Genomic DNA, 15,210 nt, shown 5'->3' on the forward strand with positions numbered 1-15,210 from the left:
CCCTGCGCCATACTATCCCGGCGATGGGTAACCAGCGACGAAGGGTTCCCGCATGCAACCGACATCCTGTTATCTCATTGATTTTTATCGCCAGAAGTTCTGTGCTCCAGCGCGAGCGCTGATAACCGAAATCACCGGGAGAATGCTTTATCAGTTCACGTAACAACGTGCAGATATGCTCAAAGGGCCAGCGTCGGGAACGCCCGGCAGGCAATGATTTGAGACCTTCGACACCCGAAATCGTAAACCAGTTAATCCAGCGACCGATGGATGAGCGGGCGCAGCAGAGCGTTCTGGCAACATCGCTGACACGGTCACCGCGATGCAACATGAGCATTGCGGTGAGCCTGCGGGCGTAATTTTTATCGGGTGTTTTATGGATAATTTTCTGCATCTGACGTCGTTCATTTCGGGGGATGGGTACTATGATCGGCATTGCTCAGTCCGGTTGGTGATTTTGGTTGGTTTGGCGATTGATCAGATCGCACAATCCGGGCTGAGTTCCCTTTAAGTGATCTACTATTCGGCGCAGCTATTTAGGTGCATGAGGGGGGGGGGAGCTGCCCACCCTCATTCAATAAATCAAACAATCCTGCGCGTTGATCCGTTGTTCTCAGCATTTTTTATTTAAAAGTAAACAAAGCATCCATCATTAGCATCAATACCTTAAAGTAAGTGTCAGGAGACAGGCAAAATCACCGTTCTGTATATGTTCTGAGTAGATGCGATGAAAAAAACAACACTTCTTGCTTTAAGCTTTTTCGCGCTGACAAGTCAGGCCAGTTTTGCCGGGACCAAAACGCTGGTGGAATATGGCACGGTTCAGCAAAGTAAAATCATTACGCATACCCAGCAGGGTTACCATCCGTTAAGAACGCTGGCGGCGGGTGCGGTCGGTGGCGTAGTGGGGCATCAATTTGGCAACGGAAACGGAAAGACGGCCATGACTGTCGGTGGAGCTGTCGCGGGTGCTGCTGCATCACGCCATCATCAGACAGAACAGCTCAATGCTCAGGAAGTGGATTTGTTTATCAAAACCCAGTCCGGGCAAACTATTGAGGTGATTCAGAGCTACAACGGCAGTGTGACGTTTAATCCTGGCGATAAAGTGCGTATTTTGACCACTGGTTCAAATACCACTGTCGACAAATCGGTGTAAAACTGAGCATCGGTTGATTTAGCTTAAGACTTAAGAACTGAAGCGCCTTTTTACGCCTTCGGTTTGTAATGCACGTCTGACGGGGGGAGTATCCACAGCCCAATCCGCCACTAGCTCAGCTGGAAGAGCAAATGACATTTTATGTTCTGGTGTACGAGGTTCGAGGCCTCGGTGGTGGTCCAGCTTTCTGTTACCCTGGCATGTGCCGGGGGTTTTTAGTCCCTTGCTCCAGACGTTTTATTTTCTGTTTTTTCATTTTTAAGGAGAGAGCGATGTTAGAAGGGTATTTTGATCTTGATGACGCGACCGGTGCTGAGGCGATTGAAAACAGAAAGCGTTTGCTGGCTGTTCAGGCTGCATTAGATATCTCGAAAGCGTCCGTATCGGCTTCCACCGCTAACTCAGGCATTCGCAGCCAAATGGATTTGCGTAATGTGGCGCAGGAAGTGTCCACGCTTGCAGATGCCATCCAGGATGCGCTGGAAGGCGATATCTGAGTCTCGCAAAGCCGCCTGAGGGCGGCTTGATTGTTTCTATTCTATCCGCAGAAACCACTGAAAAACTACGCGCTGAACGATGCCGGTGATGAAGCCGGGCGTTCACGTCTGGAGCGTACGCGTCGGTTGGGAAACCCGAATTAATCTTTAAGGCTTTCATTGCAGTTGGCCAGGCAAAATAGTAAAAATTGTTCATAATTCAGGGTACCCTGTGCCAGCGCAGACTTTGTAGCGCCTAAGATGTTCACAAAGGCTGGCATCCCTGAGATGGAGCGGCGAGCAAATCAACACGCAATTTCTTTACTCAGACCGTCTGGTCATGCGTCCTGTTCAGGGGTCAGTTTGGATATCGAAAATTATTGTACGTTAAGGTTGTTTTGTGACCTTCCTACTTTAGCTGACCTCAGCCGACGAAACTGCCCGGAAGCCGTTATCCGCCTGCTTTTCCAGATATAATCGTCTGTCAGATTGATGTGCTCTCAGCCTAACGGCGACAAATGCGACAGCGCAACCACCCTACGGCTACGCCTTCGGGCATAGCATTAGTGCGATCGCCTCAGTAATTCCAAACTCACAGTACAGCGCCTCGGACCACAAGTGACCCGACGTACCCTCGCGCAGGGCGCAGCCCACACCGCGCACTTCGTGGCGGCTATGAAATAAATCTACTTTATATAATGCCGAAATTACTTGATCGTAACCGGCTTCGCCGGGCAGTCCGACAGATTTAATAATGTGCTCTATTCGACATAATCTCCGTCGGCATGTGCCTTCTGCCCATAACAAACAAAACGAATGCTACATTTATAAACAATTTGTAATTATTATGAGATCCACGAAGATGAGACAAATCTCTGCGAAGCATGTCAAATTAATACATATCAATAATTAATTTAAGTTACTTTCTGACATATTATCCGATCGGTATACGAAACCAACCTGTTGCGGACAGGACTGGAATGTCGCAAATCTCAACTTCGCTTCCACTGGGCAAAAAAAAATATTCCTTGAGCAAAATTAGCTCACAGATATTATTTAAAAAGGTATAGGGTTAATTTGCATTTCGCAATTTAAAATTAACACAAAGGAATTAATTATGATTAACACTAATATTTCAAATACCGTAGTTGACATACCTGATACTAATCTAAATATCGTTTTGCATAACACGTTGGGCATCGCTGTAGATGTACCTCTTACGTCGGATGATTTAGCGATGGTAACCTTACTTGATGCCAGCAACGCAAGTATTGTCGATCTTACCGGCATGCAATATTGTATTAACCTATCTATTGCAGACTTTAGCCACAACAGCATTAATAGCTTAGCTCCTCTGTCAAACCTAGTTACTATCACTGAACTTGATATTTCAAATAACGTAATTTCAGACATTACAACATTAGCATCTTTGAGTAACCTAATCACGCTAACAATGGTTGCGGTTAATACTCAAGCAACTGAACCCGATCACCTTGATTTATCTGTTTTGAATAACTTTAAAAATATTAAAGCACTTGACATCAGCAATAATCAGATCACCAAAGCAAATATTATCGGTCAGTTAATTTCCCTGAAAACCCTAAAAGCTGAAGAATTTGCTATCGATACGAACGAAAGTCAATTTTTGGCAAATTTAGTGAATTTAAAATCTTTAATCACCTCGGATGGCAAATATACAAGCATTGACTTTTTATCGACAATGATTGCCATTGAATATATTGCCTTGTCAAGGTGCTCTATGTTTCATGACGTGACACCTTTAAAGGATCTACAAAAATTAAATTATCTTGCTATAACGCAGAATTCTTTAATCTATAACATAACACCTATAACTGAGAATCCCAGCATCAAGGTTTTACATTTTGTTGATAGTATTATCAACCCTTCCCCTATAACAAACATGGTTAACCTTACTGAATTACAAGTTAATAACTGCGGGCTGTCAAATCTTGATTTCATCAGCGGTTGCAGTTCACTTATTTCACTTGACGCCAACACATCAACAATATCAGACATATCCCCACTAAAAGCATTAACGCATCTGGAAATACTTACTATGCAATATAGTAATGTTAGCGACATTTCAGCTGTTACCGATATGCCTGCATTAACGTCATTGAATATTTTAAATGGATTGATTACAACTGCGCGGCCAGTATTAAACAACCCTAATATTACATCACTAAACCTAGGTTTTAACTTCCTGACATCTCCTGATGAATATGACCTTTTAAAGCTTAGATTTGAAAATGATGCGTTTCTTTCATATAATTACATTTATGGTCGTCTGGAGCAGTTTGCATTCTATTATAATGCACCGTCAATTGTTCTTAATATAGGTGAAACCATAACTAAAACATTTGTTGAATATTTAACACTCGATGGTATTGTATATTCACCATCTGGAATTCAAAAACTCAGCCTGAACTACTGCAATGTCATTTCCAATGATGAAAATATTGCAAAAATATTGAGTGTAAACATCGACCCTAACACTTCGTCCATTAACATCGATCTGAGTGGTGTGTCTGTTGGAAATACAGTACTTGAGATCGTAGGAAGCAATAACAGTACGCTATTGCCTTTTACTTCAGGAGAGTACTCCATTCCTGTAAGTGTAAATTAATATTAGTTTAAAACTATCTTTACTTATTGTACGTTTTCGTAGGGCTGGGCTTCAGCCCTGAGGAATCTCCAGAAAAATGGAGAATAATCGAGACAGGCATAGCCCAATGCGATCCACTGATTTTTCAAAAAATTCAATAGGATCATTGCTATGCCTGTTCACGTATAGGAAATTGGAACCATTTCTGCGGTGGATTAATCTGGCTGAAATTCAACCACCATCTGATTTGTATGCCGGCGGGTTAACCTGTGCTCTGCTCTGTGGTCGTTATTAGGGGTTAGTTTGGATATCGAAAATTTTTGTACGTTAAATTCAATTCGAAAAATAGCAGCTCATCTGATGGGCTGCTACTTTCGAGTTGTATTAGATTTTCATAGTTCGGACTGTTCCTGTCGGTATTGTACCTGAATGCGGCATATCTGGGAGGGGCTGTACCCTGTCGCGTCTGCCGTTTCACGGATGCTCAGTTTCTTGATCTGACGGTAATACAGGACTTTCTGATGCCGTTCCTGATCGGCCTGTTTACCCCGGTATTTTCCCAGCGTATGCGCACGTTCAATTCCCTGTTTTTGCCGCTGGCGGCGGCTCAGCCAGTCCTTATGCGACATTGCGGCCATCAGGTCGATAAGCATGTTATTGATGGCGGTTATCACGGCACGGGTGATCGGGTCAGCCTGCGAAGGGTCTTTATCTGACAGAGCCTGCCATGAGGTGGGGACATCCAGGCTGACAATTCGTAGCTCGTGTTGTTCTATCTGCTTTTTCAGTGTCATCCAGTCGCTGTTGCTGAGGCGAGTTAGGCGGTCTATCTGCTCGACCAGCAAAATATCATTGCGGTGACTGTCTATCAGTAAGCGTCCCAGCTCCGGACGGTCAAGTTTTGTACCGCTTATGTTCTCCCGGTAGTAACTGGCTATTTTATGTCCACGCTCCTGAACAAACTGCTCCAACATCTCTTTTGCCCGATCGGCGAACTGGTCTTCCGTCGAAGCCCTTAAATAAGCTCTGATGAACATTTTTTCACCATATTATCGCATTTAGGTTATTGCATTAATTCTATCGCATATAGGTTATGTCATTCATGGGGTGCCGTCACGTTTTGGTTATGGCGTCAGGGTGTACCCTTATGCGATAAGCATTTTTGTTAAAAATACCGTATGGAATAATTTACGAGGAAAACTATATGGCAAGGAGGCAGATTCTTTCTCTGTCGGAAAGAGAATCATTACTGGCATTACCGGACGATGAGTTAACGCTGACACGAATGGCCTATTTCAGTGAACATGATCTGGCGCTTATCAGTGCTCACCGTAAACCCGCCAGCCGTTTTGGTTTTGCCGTCCTTCTTTGCTATCTGAAAAATGTCGGCTTTGCACCGGATAAAAAAATCCCACCCTCTGATATGCTGCTGAAGCATATCGCCAGCAGGCTAAAACTTACCGGGGATCTCTGGCCTGCTTACCTTTCCGGCAGGGAAACCACGCGACGCGAACATTTAACCGAACTGTACCACTATCTTGGCGTAAAATCGTTCACCGGCAAAATACAGCAGGACTGTATTACACACCTGCTGCCAATGGCGACGCGCACCGATAAAGGTATTCTTTTGGCTGAAGAACTGCTGGTCTGGCTCCGGATGAACAACGTGATAATCCCCGCGACTGATGTCGTGGAGCGTACCTGTGCGGAGGCCATGGCTGGCGGCGATAAAATCGTATTTCAGACCCTGAATGCCCCGTTAACTCCGGCTCACAGGGATGCCCTGGATCGTTTACTTGAGTCCTCAGATAATCAGTCTTCCAGGCTGACATGGCTTCTGCAACCGCCGGGTAAAATCAATGGTAAGAACGTGCTGCAACACCTTGATCGGCTCAGTAGCATTGAATCGCTGGCATTACCTGAAGGTATAGATCGTACCATTCACCAGAACCGGTTGCTGAAACTAGCGCGGGAAGGCCGAAAGATGAGCAGCCGGGATTTGACCCGATTTTCAGCAGCCCGGCGTCATGCGATCCTGGTGTGCGTGCTGGAAGAAGCCAGAGCCACACTGACAGATGAAGTGATTGAGCTGCATGAACGCATGCTGAACAGCCTGTTCAGCAAAGCCAAAAGAACACAGGCTGAGCGCCTTCAGCAGACCGGAAAGCTGATCCAGTCAAAACTGAGGCAGTACATCGATGTCGGCCAGGCACTGTCTGAAGCTCGTGATTCCGGTGGCGATCCATGGCTCGCAATAGAAAACATACTGCCATGGCCTGAATTTGTCGCCAGTCTGGAAGAAACGCGCCATCTCGCCAGAAAAAATAATTTTGATCCGCTGCATATTATTACTGAGAAATACAGCACATTACGGAAATATGCCCCGCGCATGTTGTCCGCTTTACAGTTAGTCGTCACCCCGGCAGCGCAACCTCTGGCTGATGCGCTGGTTGTGATCAAGGATATGTACCGGGAGCAGTCACGTAAAGTTCCGGCGACAGCGCCGCTTGAGTTTGTCCCTGAAAGCTGGCGCAAGGTGGTGATTACACCTGCGGGCATTGACCGGCAGTACTATGAATTTTGTGCGCTCAGCGAGCTTAAGGGGGCATTGCGCTCCGGGGACATCTGGGTTAAAGGCTCACGCCGCTACAAAAACTTTGATGATTACCTCATTCCCGAAAAGGACTTTGACAAACTCACACCGGCGCTGCCCCTGCCCGTATCAGCTGATTATCATGAGTACATTACCAGCCGTATGACCCTGCTTCAGTCCAGACTTGAAGAGGTCAATGCCATGGCTGCCCTTGGTGAGTTGCCCGATGTGGAAATATCTGACAGGGGAGTAAAAGTCTCTCCGCTGGGTAACTGCGTCCCGGTGCAGATTTCATCGCTGGCAGAGCTGGTTTACAGCATGCTACCGCGCCCTAAAATCACGGAAATTCTCGATGAGGTAAACAGCTGGACGACGTTTACCCGACATTTTTCGCATATAAAAAATGACATTACCCGTCCCGATACCCGCCTGCTCCTCACCACCATCCTTGCGGATGGCATCAATCTTGGTCTGACCAAAATGGCGGAAGCCTGCCCCGGAAGCACCAAATCATCACTGGAAGATATCCAGGCATGGTACATCCGCGACGAAACCTATTCAGCCGCCCTCGCAGAGCTGGTAAACGCGCAGGGGAAAAGACCACTGGCGGCATTCTGGGGAGACGGGACAACGTCATCATCAGACGGACAAAATTTCAGAACAGGCAGCTCTGGCCGCTACGCAGGGCAGGTTAACCCGAAATACGGGCAGGAGCCTGGACGTCAGTTTTACACCCATATTTCGGATCAATACAGCCCGTTTTACACCTGCATAATCAGTCGGGTCAGGGATTCAACCCATGTTCTCGATGGCTTGCTATACCACGAAAGCGACCTGGAAATCAGAGAGCATTACACCGATACCGCGGGTTTCACCGATCATGTCTTTGCCCTGATGCATCTGCTGGGGTTTGCGTTCTGTCCGCGAATCAGGGATCTCCACGACAAAAAGCTGTTTATCAAAGGGAAAGCGGACCAGTACCCGGCGCTTCAGTCGCTGATATCAACGACCAGCCTGAATCTGAAAGAGATCGAAATTCACTGGCGTGAAGTACTGCGTCTGGCGACCTCGATAAAGCAGGGAACCGTGACAGCATCTCTGATGCTGAAAAAACTAGCCAGCTACCCCAAGAAAAACGGACTTGCCAAAGCACTGAGAGAAATTGGCCGCATTGAGCGAACGCTATTTATGCTCGACTGGTTCCGCGATCCTGCACTGCGTCGGCGAGTACAGGCGGGGCTGAATAAAGGTGAGGCACGTAACGCACTGGCGCGGGCGGTATTTATGCACCGGCTGGGAGAAATCAGGGACAGAAAGCCTGAAAATCAGAGCTATCGCGCCAGTGGACTGACGCTTCTGACGGCTGCGATTTCGCTATGGAATACTGTGTATATGGAAAGGGCGATCGATGCCCTGAAGCGTAATGGGCTAAAGATCAACGAACAACTGCTGTCGCATTTGTCGCCGTTAGGCTGGGAGCACATCAATCTGACAGGCGATTATATCTGGAAAAGCAACCGGATACCGGCTTCCGGTAAGTTTCGTCGGTTGAGACCAGCTAAAGTCGAAAGGTCAAAAAACAGCCTTAACGTACAATAATTTTCGATATCCAAACTGACCCCTGTTCACGCCGATGGCGCAGACGATCTCTTCCGTATTTTGAGTGGTTGTGCAAATTCCCCGGCGCATCGCATCGCCGAGTGTGAGAAAAAGGGCGGAACGGAAGCGGCCTGTACTGCGCGGAATGGGATCACGAAAAGGCACACCCATTCATTGCCGACTTACGATCCCAGCAGCTATGACAACGCGGTGGCGCTTCAGGCTGCGTTTAACGTCAACGCCGCCGGGGTCAAGACGACGGAATAACGGGTCCACAAAAAAAGCAGCCTGAGCTGCTTTTTTTGTTCTGAGGCATCAGTAACAACAAATCAAATCCAGCCAAAGCGAAACGACAGCAGGCTAATAAGAGCAACGGCGACACAGACATTTATCAGGAATACGGTTCTGCTGGAAACTTCCATAAGACCTACCTCGAGTTATTTGCCTCTATTGATATAGTCTGCGCAAGAGAAGTTCGCAATCAGACAAAGTAGGTTTTTACAGAAGTTCCCGATTAAGACAATTCAGGATGTAAAAATTTGATGTGTGTCAAAAAACGTTGCATAGTGCGCGCGAATTTTTTGATTTAGATTGAGTTTTGTACATGACGCTTTACCAGAAAATGCGGGTTTTCTATGCCATTATGGCCGCCATCAGCGCATTGATTACGTGGTTTCTCACCAAAGAGCGCAAGCGTATTCGCTTCATCGCCACCGTGTTGATTGGCGCAACATGGCCGTTCAGTTTTCCTGTCGCCTTGTTACTTTCCCTGTTCTGATTCGGACCGTTGCGGACTTTCTTTTTGTACTGTATAAAAATACAGTTATTGAATGAGGGAGTGAACCATGCAGAGTTTTTATTCAGCGATCGCCGGTGCCGAAGTGCGCTGGCATGAGTTTCCGGGTCAGGGCAGGCCAGTGGTGTTCATCCACGGTTTGGCCTGCGCGTCTTCTTACGAATATCCCCCGATTGTTACCAATCCCGGCTTCAAGGGCCGCCGGGCGCTGCTTATCGATCTCCCTGGTTTTGGCTACAGCGACAAGCCTCTTCACTTTGATTACTCCATAACGCATCAGGCTGAAGTTGTCGCGGAATGGCTGAAGGCGAAAGGGTTCGCTGACGTCGATCTCTTTGGGCACAGCATGGGCGGCAGCGTTGCCATTCAGGTTGCAGAACTGCTGGGAAAGGGCGTGAAGACGCTGGCAGTTTCTGAACCTAATTTTCACAGCGGTGGCGGGTTCTATAGTCGCAAAGTAGTGGCAAACACTGAAAAGCGCTTTGTTGCCGAAACCTTCGGCAAGATCGTGGAAGCAGAGACCTCACCGTGGAAAGGATGCCTGCAAAACTGCTCACCGCACGCCATGTGGCGCGGTTCCAAAAGCCTTATTGAGGGCGTGTCTCCCTCATGGATGGCGCGCTTTTTAGCACTGTCTTGCCAGAAGGCACTGGTCTTTGGCGAACAGTCATTACCCGATGAAGACGCCGAGGCACTCTCTCGTGAAGCGATTCCACTGCATATTGTGCCTGCGGCAGGACATTCCATGTCCTGGGAGAATCCAGCGGGGCTGGCTGCGGTCTTAGGTCACATCTTTGCTCAGAATGGCAGTTGACGCGGGGTTGTTTGCAGCCGGAGGCGATTACAGCAGCGCTGAAAGTTTGGCTCGGGAGCTGTCCGAAACGTCCAGAGGATGGCGGTAATCCGGTGTTTCCGTCGCGCGGGTAAACAATGCAACCAGCCAATCATAAACGTAGCGAGTTGCCGCATGGGCAGGCCGCTCGCCCAACTGCGTCAGGCGCTCGGTGTTGCTGGCTGAAGGGGCAAACAAGGTACTTCCTTTCACCACACGGCTCGCCGGACGTGCTTCGAGAGGAAGATCTGCATAACCAAGCCAGGCCAGATAGTTACTGACAGTGGCGCGCAGGCGAGCCGCGCTGGCACGTTCATCTGGCACCACGCTTTGCAGTTGAGCGGGCAGATCAAGACGATAACTCGCCACCACCAGGATATCTGCGAGCTGCTGAAGGGTGGTTGGCGTCAGGCCGAAACGCTGCGCATTGCTCTCACTTCGGCTCCACTGGCGCAGGTATTTTACCCACAGGGCATGAGCCTGAGCCCCGTTTTGCTGGCTGCTGTAGCGGCCTTGCTGTTGGTCGTCAGGTTGTGCGAACAGGTCGAGATTATCGCTGAACAAGCCGCTGACTTTTTCTTCGCGCGGCTGATGCACCTGAATGAGCTGTTCGAAATGGCTCAACGGCGGCAGCAGACCTTCCAGCAGTTCGCCCAGAATGGCGGCGTGTCCCTGAAGTTCACGCACCACAGTTTCGGCCTGCTGGCGCACAGTGGCAGGGCTCAGCTGAATACCCTCTCGCCAGCCTGACATCAAGTGCTCAAGCTGGTGCTGTTGGCGTTCAGCCAGTCTTTGCAAACGCGCAGTACGCAACGACGGAACGGTAGCCTGAGACAGCCATTCAATCAGGCGTTGCAGGCTGCTGCCGTCCAGCGCCTGCAACGTTCCCCAGCGCTGACCGGGCTTCTCAATCAGTTGTTGAACAGCTTCATCAAGATTAATTTTGCGAACAAAGCGGTCGTCCTGTGGTGTGATAGCCCAGACCAGCCCTGGCAGCGCGCCTTCTTGCTGCGGTTGGGTGTCGCTCACCCATTTCATCAATGTTTTCGCGCTGTGAGGGATTTGTGAGCGTTGGGCGGCAGCATTACAAATCAGCAGCAGATCGGGCTGATGCAGTTGACGATAGTGGTCAAGCAGCCAGTGGCATTTGCTGACCCAAAGCTCAGCACCGTCTTGCTGCGCAGGCTGTGGGATATCAATCAGATCCACGTTATCCAGCACGCCATTTTCCGTCGGCAGCACCAGTTCTACGGTCAGTAATCCCAGGGCGCTGAGTGGCAGGCTCACGGCACTTTGCAGCTGATTATTCACCAGTGGATGCAGAAGCGCTTCACCTTCAGGCTCGCTTTCCGGCGTCAGAAAACCTTCTGCGGGCAGGGCGAAACTGTCGACCAGCAGACTTAAGGGCGCTGCCAGTTCACGTGCATTGCCGCATTGCTGAAGCACATGCGCCAGGCTTAGCCACTGACGAGTCAACTCCTGTTGCTCGCCCCATAATAATGCCCATGCGTTGGCGCGGGCACTCAGATCAAGGCAGGGCAGCAACTGAATGAACTGTTGCCACAGGCTTTCATCAATCTGCTGCTGCTGCGCAGGAATATGCTCCTGCCAGAAACGCGCAATCGCGGCGACATCTTCTTCGTTAATTCCCGGTACTGTCTGAGTCTGGCGAAGCGACTGCCAGGCTTTCAGGCGAGCAATGACTACGGATTTCGCGACCCGACGGACATGACCTTGCTGCAATGCGTGCACAAGGAACACCTGAACCAGCTCAGCTTCCCGCAAAATACGCAGGCGAAGGGGGAAGGCTTCATCGGGCACAGAGGCCTGGTGGCTGAAGCGGATAGCCATTCTCGTCAGGTTATGGCCCGGATTGAGGTGCGTAAAGTAGTCGGGCGTTTTGCTGCCCGTTTGCACCAGTAACCGCCCGTTGCCGCTGCTACACAGGGCGCTGAGCAAATGAGCTTTTGCTGCCTGAGAATGACCAAAAAGGCCAATGCTGGCAGGAGCCGATTGCGCTTCAGCCAGCGTCGTTTCCTGTGCTTTGAGCATATGTAAACGGGTCAATAACGCGTCGGCATCGGTGTCGAAAAGCGGCGAAATCCGACGGGTGTCCTGGGTCCAGTCGATGATGTTTTGCAGTCGGCTCATTTCAGGTAAACGCTCCCGCTATCAATCCAGTAGTGGCTGCCGCTGTGACGGCGGTCGGCCAGGGTGTTCAGTTTTAAGGTAAGCGCATCTGGCGGGACGGACGTGCCATCCTGCAGCCAGGCATCGGCGAGCGTAAAAGCTTCCGGACCTTGTTGGTGATTGCCGCCCGTCAATTGCAAGCGCACCTGCAATACACCATCACCGGCAATAGCTTTCGCCACTTCCGGCGAGTTGATGCTCAGGGTGTAAAGCGGCGTGGCGGGCCAGCGCGCATTCGCTAACTGACGGAAGCCGAGGGTGATATTACCGCGTAAAGGGAAATGGATGCGGGCATCCAGTTTCGCCCCGGGCTTATCGAGATCCAGTTCGCTGTACCAGATGTTTTCATCGCGCAGCGTGTTGACGGTGTTATCCAGCACGCCAAGATAACGCACGGTAGAGTAAGCCCCGATGTCGGCCGCTTTAAAATTGAAGCGCGGCAAACGTAAATCCAGCGCCAGACTGCACAGCATCGCGCCCACGGCAGCGGTTGATTTTGGGTTACCGATGCGGCCTTGCTGGCTGAAGGGATACCATTCGTGAACGTGATAGCTGTCCATCCATACCATGCGATTGACCGGAACAGGTTGCAGATAGCGGATCAACGCCTGTACGCCAGGTAAACATCCTGGTCTTCCGGTCACCAGTAAAACGTCACAGCTGTAATGAGAAATCGCTTCGCAGACAGCGTGCAGCGGGGCGGCGATCGTGAATTCACCCGCCAGCATGGCGGCATGAAGGTCGCGGAAGCTCACCTGGATGGGCGTGCTCAGCAAATCAAACGGCTCCGCGCCTGCTGGTAAAGCATGGCTGATAGCCTGACTGACATAATTCATCACATTGCGGGTCGGCATCTGCGGCAGCAGTTCGCCAAAGGTGGCATGCAGTCCCGCTAAGGGGTCATTGATGTCGCTTTGTTCCCAGCCGCCGAGAATACCGTGAACAATCGGCATAAACAGCTGCAAAGTGGTTTGCTGGCGAAGGACTGCTTGCGTATCGATACGGCCAGAATCGCCAAACAGTGTAGCCATTAGCGCGGGCGCATCGGCAATCCCGGCTTTTTGCAGATGTGTCTGCAACGCAGGCAGAACGCAGCGCTGAATAATGTCGAGCAGGATGTCGTCACCGGCAACTTTAAACCCTTCGCGGAACAGCAGCTCTGGCGTGATTTTGACATTGCTGCCCGTGCCATCATCCAGTCGATAATGGGTGATAGCCATGTCGGTCGTGCCGCCGCCCAAATCTACGGCAGCCACGCGGAGCGAGCGACCCGGTTTGGCACCGGCTTCCGGCTCTCTGTCCGGGCGCGAAAGGGCGGCAAAAAACGCTTCGGTCTGGCCGCCAAAGTGAGACATCGCTTCGTTGTAGAGCCACACCAGTTGGCCGCAGCTGGCTTCGTCCCATTCCATATGAATGTTCGGTACCGGCACCACGCTTTTGTCCTGCTGTTTGGCGGTGGCGAAATCTTCATCCTGCGGATGCCAACCGAGCGCTTTCCAGACCAGGGCAATAGCCTCAAACATACGACGACGGAAAATCTCGCGTTCCTGTTTTGGCATCGCAGAAGGCAACGTCAGAATCAAGGTACGGAGCTGGCGCGGTGAAGACGGGAAACCCAGACGCTGGCGAGTCGCAACGCTGTTAATCTGCCCCAGCGCCTGCGCAAGAATTTCACACAGCATGTGGGTCATCAGCGTGCTGCGGCTGTATTGCGGGGAAAACACCGGCATCCGCTCATCGGGCGGCAAGGTAAACAGCGGCTGCCCGTCGTCATTCATCAAATAGGCCAGAGGGAAGGCGGCGGCTACGGGTTCGCGCTGAGTGCGGCTGTTCATCTGGCTGAAGCGCCAGTCCTGTACCGTCGGCGTTTCATCCCAAAGATAGCGGCGTGGGCTGGAAATGCCGCTGTTGCCTTCGGTGCCCAGACGCTGCATTGCCAGCTTGCGGGCTTCATCACCGACTCGCACCATCGAAGGCCAGACGAACGCATCTTCACGTCCGCTTTCTACGGAAAAATGTTGTTTACCGAAACGCGCTTCGGAGAACTCAAGACGGCTGGTGAACAGCGGCGCATTGAGGAACTGCGGCTCACTCAGCGAACGAACCTGCAATTCGGCGGTCTGGCGCAAGCCGTCGTTAGCATCACCATGATCTTCGATGATCACCCCACAGGTATGGCTGTTACCGACATCCAGAATCAGGTCCACAGGAATAGCAGGCGTGCTCACCGTGGCGGTGACAATTTTCACTTCCGGCACGCTGAGTTGCTCGCCCAGTAGCGCCAGTAAGTTCAGCCAGTGCCCTTGATATTCGAAACCACGCATGGCCTGAGTGATTTCCCGCTCGCTGCGGTTTTCCTCATGGCTGGCGTACTGAGTGAAGACTTCTCGCAGCCAGCCATCAATCCAGGTCTGGTCGAGAAAATCCGCCACTTCTTCATCACGCCAGGCGAGAGCAAAACGGGTGCCGTTGAGCAAATCATTTTCAACGGGGGCTAATCCGGAAGGCGCATCATCACGAATTTGGCTGTCGAGGGCGATAGTGACCCGGTGAGTGTTCCCGGCTGAGTCCGGCGTTGGCAGCTTGCGAATCTGTACGCGCGCCCAGTTTTCCGGGCCTTCCACAAAGGTTCGGGGCGGATTAAAACGCAGGAACGGCAGGGGGAGCCAGACGCCATCCAGCATCGCGAGCGAGTGCTCAAGCGAAAGTGTGCTTTCAGGTTTCACCACTTCCGCCTGCTGACCATCAAGAGCAGGCAGCGTGTAGCGGCTGTTGACGATATCGTAATTCAGACGCAGCAACGGGCCGTTCGCCGTTTTACGCACAAAGCGGCCGTTGCTCAATGAATCCTGTGGCGTCAGGCCAAAATCGAGGAATTGCACGCCGCTGTTGGCAATGAGCGTGACGCTCTGTTGGTACTCGCAGAGGGTAACCAGCAT

At 50.7% G+C, this 15,210-nt stretch carries 11 protein-coding genes; 6 read left to right on the forward strand and 5 right to left on the reverse strand.

Annotated elements, in window-relative coordinates; translation table 11 throughout:
* A partial coding sequence (locus ACLW56_RS17655; protein ID WP_330985043.1) for a helix-turn-helix domain-containing protein occupies nucleotides 1-436 on the reverse strand: 436 nt, incomplete at its 3' end.
* Between the two features lie 291 nt (nucleotides 437-727).
* On the opposite strand from ACLW56_RS17655, the gene ACLW56_RS17660 reads away from it, so the two are divergent.
* The 3 genes from ACLW56_RS17660 to ACLW56_RS17670 all read left to right on the forward strand — a co-directional run bounded on the left by ACLW56_RS17660 (nucleotide 728) and on the right by ACLW56_RS17670 (nucleotide 4,282).
* Entirely contained in the window at nucleotides 728-1,159 is a 432-nt protein-coding gene (locus tag ACLW56_RS17660) for a glycine zipper 2TM domain-containing protein (protein ID WP_330985044.1), read from the forward strand.
* 272 nt (nucleotides 1,160-1,431) lie between these two features.
* Entirely contained in the window at nucleotides 1,432-1,656 is a 225-nt protein-coding gene (locus ACLW56_RS17665) for a hypothetical protein (RefSeq protein ID WP_330985045.1), read from the forward strand.
* Nucleotides 1,657-2,752: 1,096 nt separating this feature from the next.
* The gene (locus ACLW56_RS17670; protein WP_330985046.1) at nucleotides 2,753-4,282 is read left to right on the forward strand and encodes a hypothetical protein; all 1,530 of its coding nucleotides are present in this window, start codon (nucleotides 2,753-2,755) and stop codon (nucleotides 4,280-4,282) included.
* A gap of 371 nt (nucleotides 4,283-4,653) precedes the next feature.
* Here the strand turns inward: ACLW56_RS17670 and ACLW56_RS17675 are convergent, their stop codons facing one another.
* Entirely contained in the window at nucleotides 4,654-5,298 is a 645-nt protein-coding gene (locus ACLW56_RS17675) for a recombinase family protein (protein WP_330985047.1), read from the reverse strand.
* A 167-nt stretch (nucleotides 5,299-5,465) separates the two neighbouring features.
* On the opposite strand from ACLW56_RS17675, the gene ACLW56_RS17680 reads away from it, so the two are divergent.
* The gene (locus ACLW56_RS17680; protein WP_330985048.1) at nucleotides 5,466-8,453 is read left to right on the forward strand and encodes a Tn3 family transposase; all 2,988 of its coding nucleotides are present in this window, start codon (nucleotides 5,466-5,468) and stop codon (nucleotides 8,451-8,453) included.
* Nucleotides 8,454-8,782: 329 nt separating this feature from the next.
* Here the strand turns inward: ACLW56_RS17680 and yncL are convergent, their stop codons facing one another.
* Nucleotides 8,783-8,875, reverse strand: coding sequence for a stress response membrane protein YncL (yncL, locus tag ACLW56_RS17685; protein ID WP_330985049.1), 93 nt, complete (start codon nucleotides 8,873-8,875; stop codon nucleotides 8,783-8,785).
* A gap of 182 nt (nucleotides 8,876-9,057) precedes the next feature.
* Between yncL and ACLW56_RS17690 the strand changes: the two genes are divergently transcribed.
* Complete coding sequence (locus ACLW56_RS17690; RefSeq protein WP_330985050.1) at nucleotides 9,058-9,231, forward strand: GhoT/OrtT family toxin; 174 nt, start codon at nucleotides 9,058-9,060, stop codon at nucleotides 9,229-9,231.
* 67 nt (nucleotides 9,232-9,298) lie between these two features.
* Complete coding sequence (locus ACLW56_RS17695) at nucleotides 9,299-10,063, forward strand: alpha/beta hydrolase (RefSeq protein WP_330985051.1); 765 nt, start codon at nucleotides 9,299-9,301, stop codon at nucleotides 10,061-10,063.
* 27 nt (nucleotides 10,064-10,090) lie between these two features.
* Here ACLW56_RS17695 and ACLW56_RS17700 read toward each other — a convergent pair whose 3' ends face one another.
* Both ACLW56_RS17700 and ACLW56_RS17705 read right to left on the reverse strand, forming a co-directional pair.
* A complete protein-coding gene (locus tag ACLW56_RS17700) occupies nucleotides 10,091-12,232 on the reverse strand; it encodes a virulence factor SrfC family protein (protein ID WP_330985052.1) in 2,142 nt (713 codons plus the stop codon).
* On the reverse strand, nucleotides 12,229-15,210 hold the full coding sequence (locus ACLW56_RS17705; protein WP_330985053.1) for a virulence factor SrfB: 2,982 nt from the start codon (nucleotides 15,208-15,210) through the stop codon (nucleotides 12,229-12,231). Before ACLW56_RS17705 ends, ACLW56_RS17700 begins: the two co-directional genes overlap by 4 nt.

The organism is Pantoea sp. sgz302252 (genome assembly GCF_047713085.1).
GTDB lineage: Bacteria > Pseudomonadota > Gammaproteobacteria > Enterobacterales > Enterobacteriaceae > Scandinavium.